The organism is Cryobacterium sp. AP23 (genome assembly GCF_054075385.1).
Genome location: NZ_CM133415.1, coordinates 2,764,713 through 2,785,787, shown reverse-complemented (window position 1 = coordinate 2,785,787; position 21,075 = coordinate 2,764,713). Strand labels below are relative to the sequence as shown.

At 70.6% G+C, this 21,075-nt stretch carries 20 protein-coding genes; 12 read left to right on the top strand and 8 right to left on the bottom strand.

Annotated features, from left to right (window positions below; translation table 11 throughout):
• Positions 1-156 precede the first annotated feature (156 nt).
• Positions 157-1,560, top strand: a complete 1,404-nt coding sequence (gene dnaB / locus ACU5E9_RS13220) for a replicative DNA helicase (RefSeq protein WP_456810375.1) — start codon at positions 157-159, stop codon at positions 1,558-1,560.
• A 31-nt stretch (positions 1,561-1,591) separates the two neighbouring features.
• On the opposite strand, the gene hrpB is transcribed toward dnaB, so the two are convergent.
• A complete protein-coding gene (gene hrpB, locus ACU5E9_RS13215) occupies positions 1,592-4,204 on the bottom strand; it encodes an ATP-dependent helicase HrpB (protein WP_456813542.1) in 2,613 nt (870 codons plus the stop codon).
• A 300-nt stretch (positions 4,205-4,504) separates the two neighbouring features.
• On the opposite strand from hrpB, the gene ACU5E9_RS13210 reads away from it, so the two are divergent.
• From ACU5E9_RS13210 to ACU5E9_RS13200, 3 genes are read left to right on the top strand one after another with little or no spacing between them, the layout of a single operon-like run.
• Positions 4,505-5,650, top strand: a complete 1,146-nt coding sequence (locus tag ACU5E9_RS13210; protein WP_456810374.1) for a Re/Si-specific NAD(P)(+) transhydrogenase subunit alpha — start codon at positions 4,505-4,507, stop codon at positions 5,648-5,650.
• Positions 5,650-5,958: an NAD(P) transhydrogenase subunit alpha gene (locus ACU5E9_RS13205; RefSeq protein ID WP_456810373.1), complete on the top strand. Its 309-nt coding sequence runs from the start codon at positions 5,650-5,652 to the stop codon at positions 5,956-5,958. Before ACU5E9_RS13210 ends, ACU5E9_RS13205 begins: the two co-directional genes overlap by 1 nt.
• Positions 5,955-7,328 (top strand): NAD(P)(+) transhydrogenase (Re/Si-specific) subunit beta, encoded by a 1,374-nt coding sequence (locus tag ACU5E9_RS13200; protein WP_456810372.1) that lies wholly within the window; start codon positions 5,955-5,957, stop codon positions 7,326-7,328. The genes ACU5E9_RS13205 and ACU5E9_RS13200 overlap by 4 nt, the downstream gene beginning before the upstream one ends.
• Before the next feature lie 71 nt (positions 7,329-7,399).
• On the opposite strand, the gene ACU5E9_RS13195 is transcribed toward ACU5E9_RS13200, so the two are convergent.
• The gene (locus tag ACU5E9_RS13195) at positions 7,400-8,158 is read right to left on the bottom strand and encodes a HEAT repeat domain-containing protein (RefSeq protein ID WP_456810371.1); all 759 of its coding nucleotides are present in this window, start codon (positions 8,156-8,158) and stop codon (positions 7,400-7,402) included.
• A 208-nt stretch (positions 8,159-8,366) separates the two neighbouring features.
• Between ACU5E9_RS13195 and ACU5E9_RS13190 the strand changes: the two genes are divergently transcribed.
• Both ACU5E9_RS13190 and ACU5E9_RS13185 read left to right on the top strand, forming a co-directional pair.
• Positions 8,367-8,966, top strand: coding sequence for a DUF308 domain-containing protein (locus tag ACU5E9_RS13190; RefSeq protein ID WP_456810370.1), 600 nt, complete (start codon positions 8,367-8,369; stop codon positions 8,964-8,966).
• Positions 8,963-9,232, top strand: coding sequence for a hypothetical protein (locus ACU5E9_RS13185; RefSeq protein WP_456810369.1), 270 nt, complete (start codon positions 8,963-8,965; stop codon positions 9,230-9,232). Before ACU5E9_RS13190 ends, ACU5E9_RS13185 begins: the two co-directional genes overlap by 4 nt.
• A gap of 27 nt (positions 9,233-9,259) precedes the next feature.
• Here ACU5E9_RS13185 and purB read toward each other — a convergent pair whose 3' ends face one another.
• Both purB and ACU5E9_RS13175 read right to left on the bottom strand, forming a co-directional pair.
• Positions 9,260-10,642, bottom strand: a complete 1,383-nt coding sequence (gene purB / locus ACU5E9_RS13180) for an adenylosuccinate lyase (RefSeq protein ID WP_456810368.1) — start codon at positions 10,640-10,642, stop codon at positions 9,260-9,262.
• Positions 10,639-11,166, bottom strand: coding sequence for a low molecular weight protein-tyrosine-phosphatase (locus ACU5E9_RS13175; protein ID WP_456810367.1), 528 nt, complete (start codon positions 11,164-11,166; stop codon positions 10,639-10,641). The genes purB and ACU5E9_RS13175 overlap by 4 nt, the downstream gene beginning before the upstream one ends.
• Positions 11,167-11,290: 124 nt before the next feature.
• On the opposite strand from ACU5E9_RS13175, the gene ACU5E9_RS13170 reads away from it, so the two are divergent.
• Positions 11,291-11,590: a hypothetical protein gene (locus tag ACU5E9_RS13170; RefSeq protein ID WP_456810366.1), complete on the top strand. Its 300-nt coding sequence runs from the start codon at positions 11,291-11,293 to the stop codon at positions 11,588-11,590.
• Complete coding sequence (locus tag ACU5E9_RS13165; RefSeq protein ID WP_456810365.1) at positions 11,587-13,335, top strand: hypothetical protein; 1,749 nt, start codon at positions 11,587-11,589, stop codon at positions 13,333-13,335. The genes ACU5E9_RS13170 and ACU5E9_RS13165 overlap by 4 nt, the downstream gene beginning before the upstream one ends.
• 21 nt (positions 13,336-13,356) lie before the next feature.
• Here ACU5E9_RS13165 and ACU5E9_RS13160 read toward each other — a convergent pair whose 3' ends face one another.
• Positions 13,357-13,752 (bottom strand): phage holin family protein, encoded by a 396-nt coding sequence (locus tag ACU5E9_RS13160; RefSeq protein ID WP_456810364.1) that lies wholly within the window; start codon positions 13,750-13,752, stop codon positions 13,357-13,359.
• A gap of 134 nt (positions 13,753-13,886) precedes the next feature.
• On the opposite strand from ACU5E9_RS13160, the gene ACU5E9_RS13155 reads away from it, so the two are divergent.
• From ACU5E9_RS13155 to ACU5E9_RS13140, 4 genes are read left to right on the top strand one after another with little or no spacing between them, the layout of a single operon-like run.
• Positions 13,887-14,993: a histidinol-phosphate transaminase gene (locus tag ACU5E9_RS13155; protein ID WP_456810363.1), complete on the top strand. Its 1,107-nt coding sequence runs from the start codon at positions 13,887-13,889 to the stop codon at positions 14,991-14,993.
• A gap of 4 nt (positions 14,994-14,997) precedes the next feature.
• Positions 14,998-16,146, top strand: coding sequence for a thiamine pyrophosphate-dependent dehydrogenase E1 component subunit alpha (locus ACU5E9_RS13150; protein WP_456810362.1), 1,149 nt, complete (start codon positions 14,998-15,000; stop codon positions 16,144-16,146).
• Positions 16,146-17,150 carry an alpha-ketoacid dehydrogenase subunit beta gene (locus ACU5E9_RS13145; protein WP_456810361.1) on the top strand — a complete coding sequence of 335 codons (1,005 nt, stop codon included), beginning with the start codon at positions 16,146-16,148 and terminating at the stop codon, positions 17,148-17,150. Before ACU5E9_RS13150 ends, ACU5E9_RS13145 begins: the two co-directional genes overlap by 1 nt.
• A gap of 28 nt (positions 17,151-17,178) precedes the next feature.
• Entirely contained in the window at positions 17,179-18,636 is a 1,458-nt protein-coding gene (locus tag ACU5E9_RS13140; RefSeq protein ID WP_456810360.1) for a dihydrolipoamide acetyltransferase family protein, read from the top strand.
• A gap of 129 nt (positions 18,637-18,765) precedes the next feature.
• Here the strand turns inward: ACU5E9_RS13140 and ACU5E9_RS13135 are convergent, their stop codons facing one another.
• From ACU5E9_RS13135 to ACU5E9_RS13125, 3 genes are read right to left on the bottom strand one after another with little or no spacing between them, the layout of a single operon-like run.
• Complete coding sequence (locus tag ACU5E9_RS13135; RefSeq protein WP_456810359.1) at positions 18,766-19,551, bottom strand: putative protein N(5)-glutamine methyltransferase; 786 nt, start codon at positions 19,549-19,551, stop codon at positions 18,766-18,768.
• A gap of 5 nt (positions 19,552-19,556) precedes the next feature.
• Entirely contained in the window at positions 19,557-20,315 is a 759-nt protein-coding gene (locus ACU5E9_RS13130; protein ID WP_456810358.1) for a tyrosine-protein phosphatase, read from the bottom strand.
• Between the two features lie 9 nt (positions 20,316-20,324).
• Positions 20,325-20,948 carry a GNAT family N-acetyltransferase gene (locus tag ACU5E9_RS13125; protein ID WP_456810357.1) on the bottom strand — a complete coding sequence of 208 codons (624 nt, stop codon included), beginning with the start codon at positions 20,946-20,948 and terminating at the stop codon, positions 20,325-20,327.
• Positions 20,949-21,075: the final 127 nt, after the last annotated feature.

Below are 21,075 nucleotides of genomic sequence, written 5' to 3'. Positions count from 1 at the left end.
AGATTACTCACATTGTTATCCACAGGCTGGTTTGGCAGGGCAGGTGAGTCTCTCTAGGGTGGGCAAGCGGGTACATCGAGACCCGCCTGCGTGCCGGACCGGCCTTGTCAGTGGGTCCTGATACACCTGAACCACACCAACACGAGGAGGCTCGGCGTGTCGATCGCTCACCTGGGTTTGGCCGACCAACGCTCGGACCAACGCGGCTCCGACTACCGGGGCAGTTCCGAGCCCCGCCACAGTGAGCGGACCCCGCCGCACGACCTCCTGGCCGAGCAGAGCGCCCTCGGCGGCATGATGCTGAGCAAGGATGCCGTCGCCGACGTCGTGGAGACCGTCAGGGCCGCGGACTTCTACGTGCCCAAGCACGAGATCATCTTCGACGCGATCCTCTCGCTCTACGCGCAGGGTGAGCCCACCGACGTCATCACCGTCACCGACGAACTCACCAAGCTCGGCGAGATCTCCCGGGCCGGTGGCGCCGACTACCTGCACACCCTGACCAGCCTCGTCCCCACGGCAGCCAACGCGGGCTTCTACGCGACCATCGTGGCCGAGCGGTCGATGCTGCGGAAACTCGTCGATGCCGGCACCCGCATCGCCCAGATGGGCTACGCGGGCGAGGGCGAGGTGCTCGACCTGGTCAACACCGCCCAGGCCGAGATCTACTCCATCACCGGCAGCACCGAGACCGAGGACTACGTCCCCCTCACCGACGCCGTGACCGCCGCCATCGAGGACATCGAGGCCGCCAAGCTCAAGGACGGCCAGTTCACCGGTGTGCCCACGGGCTTCGCCGACCTCGACGAGCTCACCAACGGTTTCCACGGTGGCCAGCTCATCATCGTCGCCGCCCGCCCCGCACTGGGTAAGTCCACGCTGGCCCTCGACTTCGCCCGCGCGGCGTCCATCCACCACGACATGCCGAGCATCTTCTTCTCGCTGGAAATGGGGCGCAGCGAGATCGCCATGCGCCTGCTCGCCGCCGAGGCCTCCGTGCCCCTGCAGAGCATGCGTAAGGGCAATGTCGAGGCCCGCGACTGGACCACCATCGCCGCCACCCGTGGTCGCATCAACGATGCCCCGCTCTACATCGACGACAGCCCCAACATGACCCTCGTCGAGATCCGGGCCAAGTGCCGCCGCCTCAAGCAGCGCGTCGGCCTCAAGCTCGTCGTGATCGACTACCTGCAGCTGATGACGTCGGGCAAGAAGGTCGAATCCCGCCAGCAGGAGGTCAGCGAGTTCTCCCGGGCGCTCAAGCTCCTCGCCAAGGAACTGCAGGTTCCGGTCATCGCGCTGTCCCAGCTGAACCGTGGCCCGGAGCAGCGCGCCGACAAGATGCCGGCGATCTCCGACCTCCGTGAGTCCGGCTCGCTGGAGCAGGATGCCGACATGGTGATCCTGTTGCACCGCGAGAGCGCCTACGAAAAGGACAACCCGCGCGCCGGTGAGGCCGACCTGATCGTGGCCAAGCACCGTAACGGCCCCACCCGCACCGTCACCGTGGCCTTCCACGGCCACTACTCCCGCTTCGCCGACATGGTGGCCGGCGCGTAGCTGTCAGCCGACTGCAGGATGTGTCGCGGCCCTAGCCCAGGGCTGCGCGGCGCGTGGTGTGCCGGGTGGGTACGGCGGACCAGGGGTCCTCCGGCCAGGGGTGCTTCGGGTAGCGTCCGCGCATCTCCGCTCGCACCTGCGAGTACGGACCTGCCCAGAAGGATGCGAGGTCGTCGGTCACGGCAAGGGGATGCCCGGCGGGGGAAAGCAAGTGGAACAACACCGGCACTCGTCCTCCGACGATTCGTGGGGTCTCTGCCCATCCGAAGCATTCCTGGAGTTTCACAGCCACAACAGGACGGGCCGACGAATCATCGGCGGGTGGGTAGCTGAGACGGACATGCGAACCGCTGGGAACCCGGAAGCGCTCAGGAACCAGAGCGTCAAGGTCGACCGCGGCAGGCCAGGGCAGGGTACGGCGGAGTGCAGGGGCCAGGTCGATGCGCGCGGCCGGAGTGCCGGCGGCCAGGTCGCTCAGCTCGGGGCCGAGCCAGTCATCGAGTGTAGCGAGCAGAACGGTGTCTGAGACATCCGGCCAGGGCGATCCTAGCTCGCGATGCAGCAGCGCGAGGCGACGCCGCAGAGCGTCCGCGGCGTCTGACCAGATGAACACTCCGAGGCCGTGCGCAGTGACGGCACGGCGGACGGCATCCCGTCCGCCATCGTCCGCCGGTACGCGCACCGGCACGGACGAGCGAATGATCGCACCGATCCGACGTTCGCGGCGGGCCACGACGCGCCCGTCCACGAACCGTGCTTCGACCTGGTCTGTGCAGAGATGGGGCGCCACCTGCTCCGCCTGGTTCTCGGAGATGACGGCGGCGGAGCGGATGAGTGCTCCGGTTCCTGCGGCCGCTCGTCCCTCTGCCCGAGTGACGTCCGCCACCGCCAACCAGTCGGCACTCGCGAGCTGACCGGTGATCCCGGCACGGGTGCCGGAGGCGAGAAGAAAGGTTGCACCGTTGGGCGATTGATCGACGCGGCGGGCGATCCACTCGGGAAAGGCGAGCGCGATGATCAGTCCGGTCTGATCAGCGCCTCCGCGCGCCGTGTCATTCGCCCCGGCGAAGCGCTCGAGACGGCGGACATCCTGTTCCCATCGGCGGGCCTCCGGGCTTCGTCCAGTGCGCAGCGCGTTGAGAGTGGCCTGGGCGTCTCCGTCGTGAACGCGGAGGTCACCTGTGAGCAGCGCGATGACCTCGGCCGCTGTGCGCCCGCCGACCAGGTCACTCCCGGCGCGCAGTGCGCGGGCGAGGCGCGGAGGTGTCGGGACGCGGGCGAGCGCTCGCCCTTCGTCGGTGGCGCGGCCATCGGCATCGATCGCGCCGAGCCCACGCAGCGCGGCGAGGGCCTCGCCAAGGCTGCTAGACGGGAGCGGATCGACCAGCCGCAGGCCCACGCCACTTGGGGCGCCCCAGCAGGCGAGGAGCAGGGCTGCATCGGTGAGATCTGCCGCCTGGATCTCGGGGGCAGCGTGCGACGGCGCCGTGGCGAAGGTGCGCTCGTCGACGCAGCGGACCACGACGCCAGGCCCCTGCCGGGTGGCGCGCCCCGAGCGCTGGATGGCGGAGGCCTTGGGCGTCGGGCCGGTGACGAGACCGCTCATGCCGCGCGCAGCATCCCGCTGCGGAGCACGAGACAGGCAGGTGTCGACGACCAGGCGTACGCCGGGCACGGTCAGAGAGGATTCGGCCAGTGACGTCGTGACGATGATCCGTGCTGCAGCATCGGGGCTCCGCCCACTGATCACCGTATCCTGCTCTGCGGCGGGGATCTGGCCGTGCAGTTCCCGCACGTCGAACTCGGCGGCGAGACCACGGATGCGTCCGGCGATCTCGGAGACCTCACGCGCACCCGGCGCGAAGACAAGAGCATCGGCGGCCGGATCGGTGCGCACGAGGGCGCGGTGTGCGGCAACCGCGGTGCTCGCGACGTGGTCGAGGAAAGCCCAGGTGACCCCCCGCTCATCCAGTCGAGGTGTGGGACAGGGCACCCAGCGCACCTCGAGCGGATGGGCCGGTGCGCTCTGGGTCACGATCGGGGCCGGGCACGCATCCGTACCGAGAATTGTCGCGAACCTCTCGGCGTCGAGGGTCGCGGACATCGCGACGAGGACGAGGTCGTCGCGCAGCTCGCGGACCTCGCCGAGTAGCCCGATCAGCAGGTCCGTCTCCAAAGCCCGTTCGTGCACTTCGTCGATAATGACCGCATCGATCCCGTCGAGACCAGGGTCATCGAGCAGTCGGCGCAGAAGCACGCCGGCGGTAACGAACTCGATCAGGGTGGATGGACTCACCTGGCGTTCGCCACGGACGGTGTATCCGACGCGAGAGCCGAGAGAGGATCCGTCCAACTGCGCGAGTCGTCGGGCGGCAGCGCGGGCGGCGACCCGGCGTGGCTGAGTGACGATCACACGACCCGGAACCCGATCGGCGAGGATGGGCGGCACGAGTGTGGTCTTTCCCGTGCCCGGCGGCGCGCTGACGACCACGGTGCGGCTCCGATCAAGCGCAGCACTCAGGTCATCGATCGCCGCGGCGAATGCGAGCCCGCGACCGAGTCTGGACGGATCGAACGAAAGACGGGTCACATTCTCAGTCTGTCGCGTTTGGGTGGTGTGTGTGCTCACGCCTAGGTCATGCATCTCTCCGATCTCCTCCGGGGTGAGCTCGCCCAGGTCGAGGCGGTCGACCGGGGGGCGGCAGTGCGGGAAGATCGTGCGATTCGAGAAGGGGTGGGTGCCGGACACGGCGCGGCCAACCCTCCCCCTAGGTCGTCGGACCGGCCCAAGGCCAACCGGGCAAGATCGCAGGCAGGGTCTAAGGGCCCGGAAAAACGCCCCAGGCCGGGAAACCCCGACGGTACGCTGAGATCGCCCTGGGACGCGCGAACGACCCCGTTTACGCTCGTCCGGTGGCAGATGCGTCAAAAGGAGTGGTTACCCGTGAAGGTTGGCATTGGGCGTGAACGCCGAGACGGCGAAAAGCGCGTAGCAGCAACACCGGAGACGGTGACTCAACTCGCAGGACTCGGGGTCGACGTGACCGTCGAGGCCGGCGCCGGCCTCGCCTCGGGGTATTCGGACGCCGCCTACGAGAAGGCGGGCGCCCGTCTCGTGACGGACTTCGACGCGAGCGCGTTCGACGTGCTCTGCCACGTGCGGCCGCTGAGCCCGGAGCTGGCCGCCGCGCTGCCCGCCGGCACCATCACCGTCGGCCTCGCGTCGCCGGCATCCGAGCTGCCCACCGTGGCCGCCCTCGCGGCCGCGCAGGTCACCGCCTTCGCCCTCGAGCTGGTGCCGCGCATCTCCCGGGCGCAGTCGATGGACGCCCTCACCTCCCAGGCCCTCGTCGCCGGGTACCGGGCCGTGCTCGAGGCCACCATCCGGTTCCCCCGGTTCTTCCCGTTGTACATGACCGCCGCCGGCACCATCCCGCCGGCCCGTGTTCTGGTGCTCGGCGCCGGTGTCGCCGGCCTGCAGGCCATCGGCACCGCCAAGCGCCTCGGCGCCCGGGTCTCCGCGTACGACGTGCGCCCGGCATCCGCGGATGAGGTCACCTCGATGGGTGGCACCTTCATCACCCTCGACCTCGACGCCGTCGAGGGGGCCGGCGGCTACGCCACCGAGCTCGCCGAAGACCGTGCCGTGCGCCAGCGCGAACTGCTCGCCCCCCATGTGGCCAAGGCGGATGTGCTCATCACCACCGCCGCGATCCCCGGCCGACCCGCCCCGCTCCTGGTGACCCGCGAGATGGTCGCTGCGATGCCGGCCGGCTCCGTCGTCATCGACCTCGCCGCCGAAACCGGCGGAAACGTGGAAGGCGTCCTTCCCGGCGTCGACCAGCAGGTGCCCACGACCGCCGGCGACGGTGTCGTGACCCTGGTCGGCATGCGGGACGCCGCGTCCGCGATGGCGTCCGACGCCTCGCGCCTGTACGCCAAGAACGTCGCCAACCTGCTCGCGCTGATGACCAGTGACGGCCAGGTCGTTCCCGACTTCGCCGACGAGGTCATCGCCGGCGCCTGTCTCACCTCCGGCGGCGAGGTGCGCCACGCACCCACCGCGGCCGCGTTGGAAGGAAAGAACTGATGGATCCGATCACCCTCCTGACGGTCATCGTGTTGACCGTCTTCGTCGGCTTCGAAGTCGTCTCCAAGGTGTCCAGCACCCTGCACACCCCGTTGATGAGCGGCGCCAACGCCATCCACGGCATCATCCTGATCGGCGCGATCATCGTCGCCGGCCAGCTGGACGATCCGTGGCTGATCGCCGTGGCGCTGCTCGCGGTCGCCCTGGCCACCGCCAACCTCGTCGGCGGTTTCGTCGTCACCGACCGGATGCTGGGCATGTTCCGCGGCCGGAAGCCCGCCGCCACTTCGAAGGACACCACCAAATGAGCATCCTGAACGCCGAGTGGACCGCACTGCTCTACCTCGTCGCGGCCGTCTGCTTCATCCTCGCCCTCAAGGGCCTGAGCTCCCCGCGCACGGCCCGACGGGGCAACCTGATCGGCGCCGCCGGCGCCACCCTCGCCGTGATCACGGTGTTCCTGTCGTCCAAACTCGACAACATCCCGCTCATCCTGCTGGCCATCGCGGTCGGCTCGGCAATCGCGGCACCCATTTCCCGCCGGGTGCAGATGACCCAGATGCCCCAACTGGTGGCACTGTTCAACGGTGTCGGTGGCGGCGCTGCGGCGCTGGTCGCGATGCTCGAGCTGGGCCACAGCGACGGCCCGTGGGTTCTCGTGGCCGTGGTCTTCACCATGCTCGTCGGCGCGGTCTCCTTCGCCGGGTCCGCGATCACCGTCGCGAAACTGCAGGAACTGATCACCACCCGCCCGGTCGTGTTCCCCGGCATGAAGTGGGTCATGACCCTCGCCGTGCTCGCCGCGCTCGTCGTGGCCGGCTTCGTCGTGGCGACCGGCTCCACCGCTTGGGCGATCCTGTTGCTCGTCCTCGGGCTGGCCGTCGGCCTCCTGCTCGTGCTCCCGGTCGGCGGCGCCGACGTGCCCATCGTGATCTCGCTGCTCAACGCCTTCACCGGCCTCGCCGTCGCGGCGTCCGGCGTGGTGCTCGACAACGTGCTGCTCGTGGTGGCCGGCACCCTGGTCGGTGCCAGCGGTACCATCCTCACCCGCGCCATGGCCTCCGCCATGGGTCGCGGCGTGAGCGGCATCATGTTCGGCGCCTTCCGCGGCGGCTCCACCGCCGGGTCGACGGTGCAGAGCGACCGCCCGGTGCGCTCCTCCAACCCCGAGGACGTCGCCGTGATGCTCGCCTACGCGCAGCGTGTGGTGATCGTGCCCGGTTACGGCCTGGCCGTGGCCCAGGGCCAGCACACCATTGCCGAGCTCGCCACCACCCTCGAGGCGCGAGGCGTCGAGGTCGACTTCGCGATCCACCCGGTCGCCGGCCGGATGCCCGGGCACATGAACGTGCTCCTCGCCGAGGCCAACGTGCCCTACGAGTCGCTCAAGGAAATGGCCGAGGTCAACCCGGAGTTCAAGAACACCGACGTGGTGCTCGTCGTCGGCGCGAATGACGTGGTCAACCCGGCCGCGAAGACCTCGCCGGGATCGCCCATCTACGGCATGCCGATCCTCGAGGTCGAGGAGGGCCGCCAGATCGTGTTCCTCAAGCGGTCGATGCGCCCCGGCTTCGCCGGTATCGAGAACGAGTTGCTCTTCGACCCGAAGACCACGCTGCTGTTCGGCGACGCGAAGGACTCGCTCACCAAGGTGCTCGGCGCTGTCAACGCGCTCTAACCGCCCGTTCGTCGCCTAAGAATTGCCCCGTGACCTCAGGTTCACGGGGCAATTCTCGTCAGAGGGGCCGCTCAACCGATGGCTCCCCAGAGGTTGTGGTCGGCCAGCACCGCACGAAGCCGGGCCTTCGTGAGATTCGACCGCACGATCCACCGGGCATCCGGGTCATCGCTGGCCGTCAGCGCGCGGAAACCGGTGAGCCCGGCCTCCGGGCTGGCGGCGATCGCCACGCTCCACGCGTAGCCGAGAGCCTGGCGCAGCACCCGGTGCGCCTCGCGTGCCCGGACCGGATCAGCGGTCGCGGGGGGTGCGCCGTCCAGCAGCAGGGCCGTGCTCCTGGCGCAGACGCGCAGGGCCAGCGCCTGGGCGGCGTCGGAGTGCAGCAGCCGCGGTTCGCAGATCCCGGCCACGGCCGCCCGGACGAGCCAGGGATCGGGAATCGCCGACCAGTCCTCGACGATTCCGTTCATCAGCGCCGGGTCGGCGTCGCCGATCAGCTGAAGCGCGCGGGCGGTGCCCTCCCGCACCCGCCAGCGCTCATCGGCGGCGGCCCGGCGGAGTGCCACGAGGGCGTCGGAGCGCACGGCCGGATCCAGCGCCAGCCGGCCGGGGCCTTCGGTGCCGCACAGGGCCAGGTACTCGTCGGGCGACTCCGCCAGCCGCCAGATCAGGTCGGGCGGTGCCGTGGCGGCACAGGCATCCGCGAGGGGCAGGTTGGCCCGCGGTCCAGGCAGGCCGCTGTGGCTGCTGAGGTAGCCGGGCACGTCGCCCGGGGACCGGGCGACCAGATCGGCGAGCTCCGTCGATTGCTCGCCGGCACCGATGCTCACAGCTGTGCGCGATCCTTCATCACGACCCCCTGTCCCGCTCGACCGTAGTCGCCCGGGTGGCGGCCCGCTACGGGTGGGCCGGTTGCCGTCGTGGCCCGCGCCTCCGCAGGGATCGACGGGGCCGGCGGCGAACCGTGACGGTCACGGAATGCGCGGTTCTGCCGCCGCGTAGACTGGAGGGACTCCCTGCGACGAAAGAGGTGCCCGCGTGGCGCATGCCCCGGCAGCCGCCGTGACCGGCACCCGGTACTGGTCCGTTCCCTTGGCGCGTGCGCTGGTGGCGTTCGTGCCCGCGGCCGTGATCACGTTCACCGCCGACCACTCCGCCCAGTTCGGGCTGTTCGTCTTCGGCGCCTTCGCCGTCGTCAGCGGCCTCGTCACCGCCGGGCTCAGCTGGCGCACCGTGCTCGACCCCAGGGACCGCACCCTGTTCGTGGTCCAGGGCATCGTCGGCGTCATCGCGGGCGCCCTGGCCCTGGCCCTGAACGCCGGCGGCCTGGGCTTCTTCCTCTACCTCGTCACCGTCTGGGCGGCTGTCACCGGAGTGCTCGAACTGTACACGGGCATCCGGGTGCGCGGCCGCGGTCAGGTCACCAGGGATTGGCTTGTCGTCGGCATCCTCACCGCCGTGCTCTCGCTCACGTTCCTGCTGCTCCCACCGCACGCCGTGGTCTCGGTCGGGCTGCTCGGTGCCTACCTGGTGATCACCGGCGTCTACCTCGCGATCGCGGGAGTCTCCCTTCTTCCGGCCCGCGCGGATACACAGCGCGACCTGGCCCCCTCCTCCACAGATTCGGATACACCGTGACCCAGAACTCCCCGCACAAGCCCACCAGGAGCGAGATCCTCAAACCCGTCGAGTTCGTCGGCATCTCCGCCGTGATGGGGCTCTTCGTGGGCCTCACGATCCTGCTGGCCACGCGCAACTGGGCGCTGTCGTCGATCGCGCTGGGCATCACCTTCATCGTGGCCCTGGTGGTCATCGCGATGCTCGCGCTGGGCATGAAGCCCGACGCGGCCGAGAAAAGCGACCTCGACGAGCAGAACCACCGCGGCGACGACACCGGCCACTGAGGCCATCCCGCCGCCGCGGCGGGGCGCTCAGCCCAGGTAGTCCACCAGCGGGTCGGCCAGGCCGACATAACCGCCGGGTGTGAGCTCGAGCAGGCGGGCCTTGGCGGCGTCGCCGATCTCCAGTTCCTGCACGAAGGCGACCAGGTCGGCGCGGTTGATGCGCTTGCCGCGGGTGAGTTCCTTGAGCAGCGCGTACGGGTCGGCGATGGTGGACCGGCCGGCGCTGACCTCGGCCCGGATCACCGTCTGGATGGCCTCGCCGAGGATCTCCCAGTTGGTGTCCAGATCGTGCGCGAGCAGGTCCCGGTCCAGGTCGATCTCGCCGAGCCCGCGCACCAGGTTGTCGAGCGCGAGCAGCGAGTGCCCGAAGCCGACGCCGATGTTGCGCTGGGTGGTCGAGTCGGTCAGGTCGCGCTGCAGTCGTGAGGTCACCAGGGTCGCCGCGAGGGAATCCAGCAGGGCGCTGGACAGCTCGAGGTTGGCCTCGGCGTTCTCGAACCGGATCGGGTTGATCTTGTGCGGCATGGTGGACGACCCGGTGGCCCCGGCCTGCGGCACCTGACGGAAGTAGCCGATCGAGATGTAGGTCCAGATGTCGGTGGCCAGGTTGTGCAGCACCCGGTTGGCGTGCGAGACCTTCCCGTAGAGTTCGGCCTGCCAGTCGTGCGACTCGATCTGGGTGGTCAGCGGGTTCCAGCCCAGGCCAAGTCCCTCGACGAACTCACGGGACACGGCGGGCCAGTCCACGTCGGGGTCGGCGGCAACGTGCGCGGCGAAGGTGCCGGTGGCGCCGCTGAACTTGCCGAGGTACTCGTTCGCCTCGACCTGCTTCTGGATGCGCTCGAGCCGGTAGACGAACACCGCCAGCTCCTTGCCCATGGTGGTGGGCGTGGCGGGCTGGCCGTGCGTGCGGGCGAGCATGGCGTCGGCCCGGTAGTCGGTGGCCAGGCCGCGGAGGGCGCCGATCAGGGCGCGCAGCTTGGGCAGCCAGACCTCGCGGACGGCTTCGGACACCGTGAGCGCGTAGGCGAGGTTGTTGATGTCTTCGCTGGTGGCGGCGAAGTGGGTCAGTTCACTGATCGACTCCAGGCCCAGCGGCACCAGGCGGCGGCGCACGAGGTACTCCACGGCCTTCACGTCATGCCGGGTGACGGCTTCGAGGGCGGCCAGCTCGTCGATCTCGGCCTGGCCGAAGTCGGTGACCAGTGCCTTGAGGCCGCTCTTCTGCTCCGCCGTGAGCGGGGCGGAACCGAACAGGCTGCGGTCGGTGAGGGTGATCAACCACTCCACCTCGACCTTGACCCGTGCCCGGTTGAGTCCGGCCTCTGACAGGTGCTCGCCCAGTTCGGTGACGGCGGCCTGGTAGCGGCCATCGAGTGGACTGAGGACCTGCGGGGGTAGAGGACTCATCGGACTCCCTGTCTGATTGCGGGTGCGAGTTGCGCGAAGAGCGCAAAATTGGCTCTCTCAATCATGCCTAAAACGGCGTCAAACAGCGCATCGTCGGAATAGTACGGGTCGGGCACGTCCTGCAGGACGGCCTGGTCCCGGTCGAAGCTGAGCAGCAGCCGCACCTTATTACGGTCGCGTTCGGTGGCTGCCCAGTTGCGCAGGATGCGTTCCTGCGAACGGTCGAGCACCACCACCAGGTCCAGATCGTCGAACCAGGCGGCATCGAACTGGCGGGCCCGGTGGTGGCTGCCGTCGTAGCCGCGCTTGGCCAGCGCGGAGATGGTGCGGGTGTCGGCCTGCTCGCCGACATGCCAGTCGCCGGTGCCGGCGGAGCTCGTGGTGATGAGACGGCCGAGTCCGGAGCGCGTGATGAGGTCGCGCAACATCACCTCGGCCATGGGCGACCGGCAGATATTGCCGGTGCAGACGAAAATGATTCGGAATGGCGTGGACTCATCTGGACTGAGCGCCGCGAAATTCATGTGTCCATTGTGTTCCACATTCCCCTCCTCCACATCAGCCCGTCCAGGGGACTTCTCCCGGTTTGGTCCGGCGCCGGCCGGACGCACCCAGGGTGGCACAGTCTGGGCGGGACGAGGAGGGCTGATGGACACCGGGAGCGAAAACATCCTGCCGGCGTGGTGGGCAGAGACGGCCGCCGCCGCCGAGCTGGCCCGGTTGCGTGAGCAACGCTGGCGGCTGGGCAGGGTGCGTGACGACGTGGAGGCGACGAGTCGCCGCCTGGCCGCCCAGGCCGTCGGCGCCGGTTGGCGGTCCCCGGCGCAGCAGGCCTACGAGAGGCGCCTGGCCGACCTGGTCGGCGTGCTGGAGGGGGCCGGGCGGGCCGTGGACGATGCCCTGTACGCCGTGGATGTGGCCATCGAGCGGGTGAAGGCGGCACGATGACCGGCTCAGGGGACAGCGGCTCAGGGGACAGCGGCTTAGGGGACAGCGGTTCCGGGGACGGCGCCGCCGCCGGCGGGGAGCTGATGATCTCCGGCGGCGGCAGCACGATGGTGGCCACCGATGTCGTCTTCGCGGAGGTGGCCACCCTGCGCCTGGTGCAGGACGAGGCGGAAGGCTGGCAGGGGCAGATCGCCCAGGTGCGCCAGCTGGGGATCGGACCGGCGCCGGACTGGCAGCCCGCCCACCTCGGGGAATGCGTGTTCAGCGCCTCCAACGCGATCGACGCTGTCGCAGAGGGCAGCCGCCGGCTGGCCGACAGGCTCGTCGAGGCGGCCGAGGAATACGGCCGGGTGGAGACGGCGCTCGATACCGGGCTGCGAAGCACGGGGTCCTGGTTGGGGTTCATGCTCGGCGCGCTGCGCCCCCTGGCCCCGTTGATCGCGCTGTCCCTGGCCCCACCGCTGGCCTTCCTGGCCGCCACCTCCCTGATCAGCAACGCGATCCTCGGCCGGGATCCGTCGGTGGTGCCGCCCGTGTTCGCAGACTGGTTGCGGGACAACCCCGGGCTGCTCACCGACCCGGTGATCGTCACGCTCGTGCGCACGCTGGTGTCATCGGCCGACGACGCGGCCCTGGGCGCTCTGGGCGTGCCGTACCCGGTGGCCGCGTTGCTGGGGGACGACGGGGCCCGGGTGCTCGGGGCGCCGGATTCGGCGTTCGGCCTGCTCGTCGCGGCGCAAGCGGCGGGGATGCTCCGGGAGACGCCGGTCCGGGTGCGCCAGGTGGGCGGGTCGGCGGGTCCGGTGGCGTCCGCCGGACCGGCCGGCCGGACCGGCTCGCGGTCGGGACCGCAGGCGGGCAAGGCGCCCGGGGTTCCGCCGGGCGGCCCGACGACCGTGCCGGGGCGGAGCCGGAGTGCCCGGGCCCGGCCGGCTCCCGTCCCGGTGCGCGCCCCGGCCCCCCGGGTTGCCGCGGCGCCCCGGTCCGCGCCCACGCCGGCCGGGAAGCCGGGACCCGGCCCCGCATCCACGCCGGCATCCGACCGGGTGGCCAGGCTGCCGGCGCCGCGTCCGCCGGCCGGTTTCGCCGACCTCGCCGACCGCATCCCCACGGCGGACGACGGCGGCCAGGTGCGCATCGAGCGCTACGGGGACCCCGCGCATCCGTCCTGGCTGGTCTACCTCGGCGGCACCCTGGAGTGGAGCCCGGCCGGGTCGACCGAGCCGTGGGACATGACCTCCAACGTCAACGCCGTGGCGGACCAGGAGGCCGGCTCCTACCGGGCGGTGCTGGCGGCGATGCAGGCGGCCGGTGTGCAGCCGGGCGACCCGGTGGTACCGGTTGCGCACTCCCAGGGCGGCCTCATCGCGGCGGAACTGGCCGCCCGCGGTGACATCAATGCGGTGGGGCTGGTCACGTTCGGGGCGCCGGCCGGCCAGGTGGCGATCCCCGACGGCCTGCCCGCGATCGCGGTCGAGCACTCCGACGACATCATCCCGGCGCTCGGGGGCACGGCCGCGGAGGACGACGCTCGCCTCTACGTGCGCCGGGAGGTCTTCGCGGGCGTCGAGGTGCCGACGGCCGAGGCCCTGCCGGCGCACCAGCTGGCGAGCTACCGGGAGACGGCGCGCCTGGTGGATGCCTCGGTCGAGCCACGGCTGCTGGCGTTCCGGGAGCAGCTCGGCGGGATCGTCGGCACGACCCCCGGTGAGCAGAGCATCTGGCGGGCGGAGCGGACCGACTGACCGAGTCCCGCCGCCGCGGGCCTAGGAGCTGGAGTTGTTCAGCGGCCGCACCAGCAGGCCGAACAGCCAACTGAACACGCCCAGCACGAAGGCGCCGAACACACCCCACCAGAACCCGTCGATGACCAGGCCGAAGCCGAACAGGCTGGAGACCCAGGCGACGAGCAGCAACAGCAGGCCGTTCACGATGAAGGAGAGCAACCCGAGCGTGAGCACATACAGCGGGAAGGCCACGATCCTTACGAAGCCGCCGATGAACCCGTTGACGAAGCCGAAGATCAGCGCGATCAACAGATAGGTCAGCACGATGGCGATGGTGTCAGGCCCGTACGGCTCGACCCGGACCCCGGCCACGATGAGAGTCGTCACCCAGAGGGCGGCGGCGTTGACGATCAGTTTGACGAGGAAGCTACCCATGGCTCCACTATGACATCGGAACACGTGACATCGGATCGCGTGACATCGGTTGCCCTCCCGCCGAGGGTTTCCGACGCGGCATATACGCCGCGAGCATGCGGCATCCCGAATATGTCCCGGCGTAGACTCGCGGAGTGAGCCCTTCTGACCAGCCATCAGTCCGTCTGCGACCGGAGATCGTTGCCCTTCCGGCGTACCGGCAGGGCAAGGCGGCCAGCGCGTCCGCCTTCAAACTCTCCAGCAACGAGAACCCGTTCGACCCGCTGCCCGGCGTCGTCGAGGCCGTCAACGCGGTCTCCGCGTTCAACCGCTACCCGGATGCCTCCGCCCTGGCGTTACGCGAGCGCCTCGCCAGCCGGTTCGGGGTGTCCACCGACGAGGTGCACGTCGGCGCCGGATCGGTGGCGCTCCTCGCCCAGCTGATCCTCGCCGCCGCGGGTCCCGGCGACGAGGTGCTGTACTCCTGGCGCTCCTTCGAGGCCTACCCCAGCCTGGTCACCGTGTCCGGCGCCACGAGCGTCACCGTTCCGAACCGCACCGACCACGGCCACGACCTGCCCGCGATGGCCGCCGCGATCACCCCGCGCACCCGCGTCGTGATCGTCTGCAGCCCCAACAACCCCACCGGAGTGATCGTCACCGCCGACGAGTTCGCCGCGTTCATGGCGCTGGTGCCGGCGGACCTGCTCGTCATTCTGGACGAGGCGTACGTCGAGTTCGTGACCGACCCGGCCGCCGTCACCGGCCCGGGCCTGCTCGAGCGCTACCCCAACCTCGTCGTGCTCCGCACCTTCTCCAAGGCCTACGGCCTGGCGGGCCTCCGGGTCGGCTACGGCATCGGCCCGGTCGGCATCCTCAACGCGGCCCGCGCCACGGCCATCCCGCTCTCGGTGACCGGGCAGGCCTCCGCGGCGGCCCTGGCCTCGCTCGACGCCGAACCCGAGCTGCTGGCCCGGGTCGGCGTTCTCGCCCAGCGCCGCGACGCCGTGCGCGCCGCCCTGGTCGAGGCGGGCCTGAACATCCCGCTCTCGCAGGCCAACTTCCTCTGGCTGCCGCTGGGTGAGGCGACGAACGCGACCACCACCCGTTTCACCGATGCCGGACTCGTCGTCCGGCCCTTCCACCCGGAGGGCATCCGGGTCTCGATTGGCGAGGAGGAATCTGTGGCGACGCTCCTGCAGGTCTGCGCTGAGATTGTTCAGGAACTTCCAACGGGGCATCCGGCCCGGCGGCTAGGTTAGTACGGTGCCAGTGACCTCCAATGACGCACCAGTGCGCACCCTCGCCTCGCCCACCGTGCAGCTCCTCGCCACGGATGGCACGTTCTCGCCGTCCGAATCGGCCGCGGAATTCCTGCCCTATTTCGACCGCCTGACCGAGGCGGACTACCGGAAGTTCTACCGCGACATGGTCGTCGTGCGGAAGTTCGACACCGAGGCCGCGAACCTGCAGCGGCAGGGCCAGCTCGCCCTCTGGGTGCCCAGCCACGGCCAGGAGGGCGCGCAGGTCGGCTCCGCCCACGCCACCCGCGCGCAGGACCACGTCTTCCCCTCCTACCGGGAGCACGTCGTCGGCATGATTCGGGGCCTGGACATGGTCGACATCCTGCGGATGCTGCGCGGGGTGACCCTGGGTGGCTGGACGCCGGAGGAACACGGCAACTTCCACCTCTACACGCTCGTGCTCGCCTCGCAGACCCTGCACGCCACCGGCTACGCGATGGGCATGCAGCTGGACGGCGCCACCGCGACCGGCAACCCAGAGACCGACCAGGCCGTGATCGTCTACTACGGCGACGGTGCCTCCTCGCAGGGCGACGCCAACGAGGCCCTCGTCTTCGCGGCCAGCTACCAGACCCCGCAGGTGTTCTTCATGCAGAACAACCACTGGGCCATCTCGGTGCCGGTGTCGCGGCAGTCGCGCACCCCGCTGTACCTGCGCGCCGGCGGCTTCGGCATGCCGGGCATCCAGGTCGACGGCAACGACGTGCTCGCCAGCTACGCCGTCACCGCCAAGGCCATGGACGACGCCCGCGCCGGGCTCGGCCCGTCGCTGATCGAGGCGCTCACCTACCGGGTCGGCGCCCACACCACGGCCGACGACCCCACCAAGTACCGCGACCCCGACGAACTCGCCTACTGGGTCGCCCGCGACCCGATCGTGCGCTTCCGCAGCTACCTCAAGGGCCTCGGCATCGAGCAGGAGTTCCTCGACTCGGTCGACGAGGAAGCGGCTGACCACGCCGCCGACGTGCGTCGCCGCGCGCTGGACATCACCGCCCCCGACCGTTCGGTCATCTTCGACAACGTCTACGCCGAACCGCATCCGCTCATCGTGGAGCAGCAGAAATGGCTCGACGCCTACGAAACCTCGTTCGACGGGAGTGAGTCCTGATGACCACGACGGCCACCACCGCTCCGACGACCGCGACCCTGCCGATGGCGAAGGCCCTCAACGCCGGGCTCCGCCAGGCGATGCTGAACGACCCCAAGGTGCTCATGATGGGTGAGGACATCGGCCCGCTCGGCGGCGTCTTCCGGGTCACAGAGGGACTGCACGCCGAGTTCGGTGAGAAGCGGGTGCTCGACACCCCGCTGGCCGAATCCGGCATCATCGGCACCGCCATCGGCCTGGCCATGCGCGGCTTCCGGCCGGTCTGCGAGATCCAGTTCGACGGGTTCGTCTTCCCCGGCTTCGACCAGATCACCAGCCAGCTGGCCCGGATGCGGAACCGCCACGAGGGCGGCGTGATCATGCCCGTCGTGGTGCGGATCCCCTACGGCGGACACATCGGCTCGATCGAACACCACCAGGAGAGCCCGGAGGCGTACTTCGCGCACACCCCGGGCCTGCGTGTGGTGAGCCCGTCGAACCCGCACGACGCCTACTGGATGATGCAGGAGGCCATCGCGTCGAACGACCCGGTGATCTTCTTCGAACCCAAGAGCCGCTACTGGCCCAAGGGCGAGGTGGACCTCACGAGCAGCGGCACCCCGCTGCACGCCAGCAAGGTCGTGCGCACCGGTACCAGCGTCACCGTCGTCGGCCACGGCGCCATGGTGAGCGTGCTGCTGCAGGCCGCCGAGCTGGCCGCCGCGGAGGGCATCAGCCTCGAGGTCATCGACCTGCGCTCGATCTCCCCGATCGACTACGCGCCGATCCTCGAGTCCGTGCACAAGACCGGCCACCTCGTGGTGGCGCAGGAGGCCGCCGGCTTCGTCAGCGTCGGCTCCGAGATCGCCGCGACCGTCACCGAGCGGGCGTTCTACTCCCTCGAGGCCCCCGTGCTGCGCGTCTCCGGCTTCGACACCCCGTTCCCGCCCGCCGCGGTGGAAACCCACTTCCTGCCCAGCCCCGACCGCGTGCTCGAAGCGGTCGACCGGGCCCTGGCCTACTAAACCGAACACCTGCCCCGAAAGGCACCTCATGAGCGTCTCCCGATTCACCCTGCCCGACGTGGGCGAGGGCCTGACCGAGGCCGAAATCGTCGAGTGGAAGGTCGCCCCCGGCGACACCATCTCGATCAACCAGGTGCTCGTCGAGATCGAGACGGCCAAGTCCCTCGTCGAACTGCCGTCGCCGTACGTCGGCGTCGTCGGTGAGATCCTCGTCGAGCCCGGCACCACGGTCGACGTGGGCACCGTGATCATCACGATCCTCTCCGAGACCGGTGCCGAGGAGACCGAGGCCGCACCGAATGCCGCCCCTGCCGACGACGACCTCGCCGCGGCAGCCCAGGACGCCGGCGGCACCATCTCGCAGGAACCCGCCGAGGAGTCACCGGCCGTGCTCGTGGGCCGTGGCGCCGCCGCGTCGATGCCCACCCGCCGTCGCCGTCACGTCGTGCCGCCCGCCGCCCACGAGGCCATCGCGTCCGCCCCCACCGCGCCGCCGCAGGGCGGCCCGGCCGCGTCCGGCCCGCGCACCAACACCGCCAGCACCGGCCCGGCCCGCACCACCCCGCCGGCCCGTCCCACGGCTCCGCCCGCCGCATCCGCCGCCCCGCGGATCGCCCGCCCCGCCGGGCCGGTCATCACGAAGCCGCCGATCCGCAAGCTCGCCAAGGACCTCGGTGTCGACCTCAGCCAGGTGGAACCCACCGGCCGGTTCGGCGACGTCACCCGCGAGGACGTGCTGCGGGAGGCGACCCAGGCCAGCGTGTTCCGCAACATCCAGACGCCGGAGTGGCCCACCGACCGCGAGGAGCACATTCCGGTCAAGGGCGTGCGCAAGGTGATCGCGCAGACGATGGTGAAGAGCGCCTTCACGGCCCCGCACGTGAGCCTGTTCGTCGACGTGGACGCCACCCGCACGATGGAGTTCGTCAAGCGGCTCAAGGTCTCCACCGACTTCGCCGGCGTCAAGGTGTCGCCGCTGCTCATCATGGCCAAGGCCATGATCTGGGCGGTGCGGCGCAACCCCACGGTCAACTCGGTCTTCACCGACGAGGAGATCGTCATCAAGCACTACGTGAACCTCGGTATCGCCGCGGCCACGCCGCGCGGACTGATCGTGCCGAACATCAAGGAAGCCCAGGACATGAGCCTGCTCGAGTTGGCCGGCGCCCTGGAGAAGCTCACCCTCACCGCCCGCGACGGCAAGACCAGCCCGGCCGAGATGGCCAACGGCACCATCACCATCACCAACATCGGTGTCTTCGGCATGGACACCGGCACGCCGATCCTCAACGCCGGCGAGGCCGGCATCGTGGCGCTGGGCACCATCAAGCAGAAGCCCTGGGTGGTGGACGGCGAGGTGCGCCCGCGCTTCGTCACCACCATCGGCGCGAGCTTCGACCACCGCGTGGTCGACGGCGACGTCGCCAGCCGGTTCCTGGCCGACGTGGCGAGCATCATCGAGGAACCCGCGCTGCTCCTCGAGTAGCCGCTGCGTTTCGGCCGAGCCCGCCGCGGCGCTCGCCGCACCCCCTGTGGCTGACCGCGCCCGCTATAGCGGGCGCGGCGCGCCACACGAGGCGCAGCGACGGCGCTGGGGCCACCCGACCGGGCCGGGTCAGGCCGCGCGGATGCCGATCACCACGGTGGCGTCCAGCGCCCGGGAGTGCGCGACCCGCGGGGTGAGGCCGTGCCGGGTGAAGATCGCCGCGGTCAGCGGTGCCTGCGCGGCGCTGGTCTCCACCAGCAGGTGGCCGCCCGGCGCCAGCCAGTCCGGCGCATCCGCCACCAGCCGGCGCTGCACCTCGAGCCCGTCGGCGCCGCCGTCCAGCGCGACCCGGGCCTCGTGCAGCCGGGCCTCCGGCGGCATCAGGTCGATGGCATCCGTCGGCACGTAGGGGGCGTTGGCCACGATGACGTCGACCTGCCCGCGCAGCGCCGACGGCAGCGGGGTGAACAGGTCGCCGGTGAAGACGGTTCCGCCGCGGGCGGCAACGTTCTCCCTGGCACAGGCCGCCGCGACCGGGTCGATATCGACGGAGTACAGCCGGAGCGCCGGCTCACCGGCCACCAGTGCCGCGCCCACGGCGCCGGATCCGCAGCACATGTCGAGTACCACGGAGGCCGGTCCGGCCAGCCGGGCCGCCCGGCGCACCAACAGGCCGGTGCGGCGGCGCGGAACGAACACCCCCGGCCGCATGGTGAGCCGGAGGCCGTAGAACTCGACCCATCCGAGCACCTGTTCGAGCGGTAGGCCGGAGACGCGCCGGCTGAGCAGCCGCTCCAGCTCAGCGGGTGTTCCGGCGGCCTCGACCAGCAGTCGGGCCTCGTCTTCGGCGAAGACGCATCCGGCCGCACGCAGGCGCTCGAGCACCTCGGGTGGGGGCACGGTGCGCGGCGACACGACGGTCAGTCCGCCAGGCTCTGGCGCCAGGTGCGGAGCAGGGCGAGCTCGGTCTCCGCCAGCCCGGCCGCCGCGAGCACGGCCGGCAGGTCGAGCCCGGCCAGCGCGGCGCGGAACGCGCCCTCCGTCGTGGTGCCGTGGCGGCGGCAGAGCTCGTCGCTGGCCGCCTCGTCGTTGGCGCGGCCGGATGCGGCGGCCCGCTGGTCGCCGCGGCGCACGGTCTCGAGGTAGTCGTCGACGATGGCGTCCGGCTCGGCATCGGCGATGGCGAGCAGCAGCAGGACGATCTGGCCGGTGCGGTCCCGGCCGGCCATGCAGTGGAAGAGCACCCCGCCCGGCGCCGCCGTGGCCAGCGCCGCCAGCGCGGCGCCCGTGCGCTCGGGCATCGCGGCCAGGTGCGGCAGGAAGTACAGCGCCGTGCCGACCAGCCCGGTGTCCCAGTAGTCCGCCCAGAACGCCCTGTTCTCCAGCCCGTCCAGGTCCACGGCCACCGTGGTGAGCCGGCCGGGCCGCGGCCGGGTGTCGCGGGCGCGCTCGCCGGGCTGGCGTAGGTCCACGACGGTGCGGATGCCGGCCGCGTGCAGCTGCTCCCAGCCGGTCTCGGTGGCCTGGTCCAGGTTCTCCGACCGGTAGAACACGCCGAACGGGGTGGGGGTGCCGGTGCGGCGCGGGATTCCGCCCAGGTCACGGGCGTTCGCCAGCCCGTCGACGGCCAGGTTTCGTTCGGCCGCGAGCGGCGGCGGGAATGACGACCGGTCGTCCATCGGCCCAGCCTACGAGGTGATGGTGGGCAGCAGGTGGAATGGTGGCGGTGAATCCGTGCGGAGCCTGGCGTGGGTTTCCACATCGAAGCGCTCGGTGCCGTACTTCAGCTTCTGCCGCTCGACGCCCTCCGCCGCGAAGCCCGCCCTGGTCGCGACCCGGCAGGAGCCCGGATTGTTGGTGCGGTGCCCGAGCTCGAGCCGGTGGAGGCCCTGCTCGGTGAAGGCCCAGTCGGCGATGGAGGCGAGCGCGAGTGTCGCCAGGCCCCGCCCCCTGGCCTCGGCGGAGACCCAGTAGTACACCCAGCCGGTGCCGTGCCGGTGTTCCATGCTGCCGATGCCGACGTTGCCCACCGCGACGCCGTCGACGCTGATGGCGAAGTTCTGCCGCGACACCGTGGCGGTGGCGAGGTTGTCGGTGATGAAGTTCTCGCAGCGCGAGACCGTGGACAGTTCGATGGCGCCGAGCTGGGCGGCAAGGTCGCCGCTGACGGTGAAGGCGGCCTGCAGGCTGCCGGCGTCGTCGAGCCGCCACGGCCGCAGCATCGCGTTCGGCGCAGGCGCAGGCGCAGGCGTCGGTGCGACCACCGGTGCGGGCGCGGTCCTGCCCCTGCCCTTCCCGGTTCGCACTCTCATTGCATCAGAGTAGACGGGAGAGCGTCGCAGCCGCGAGTTGCCGCAACCTCCCCCTTCACGCCTGATGAAGGGGAACTTTGGTGGAAGTCGGCACCGGTCGGCTCGCCGACGTGCCGCGAAATGCCCC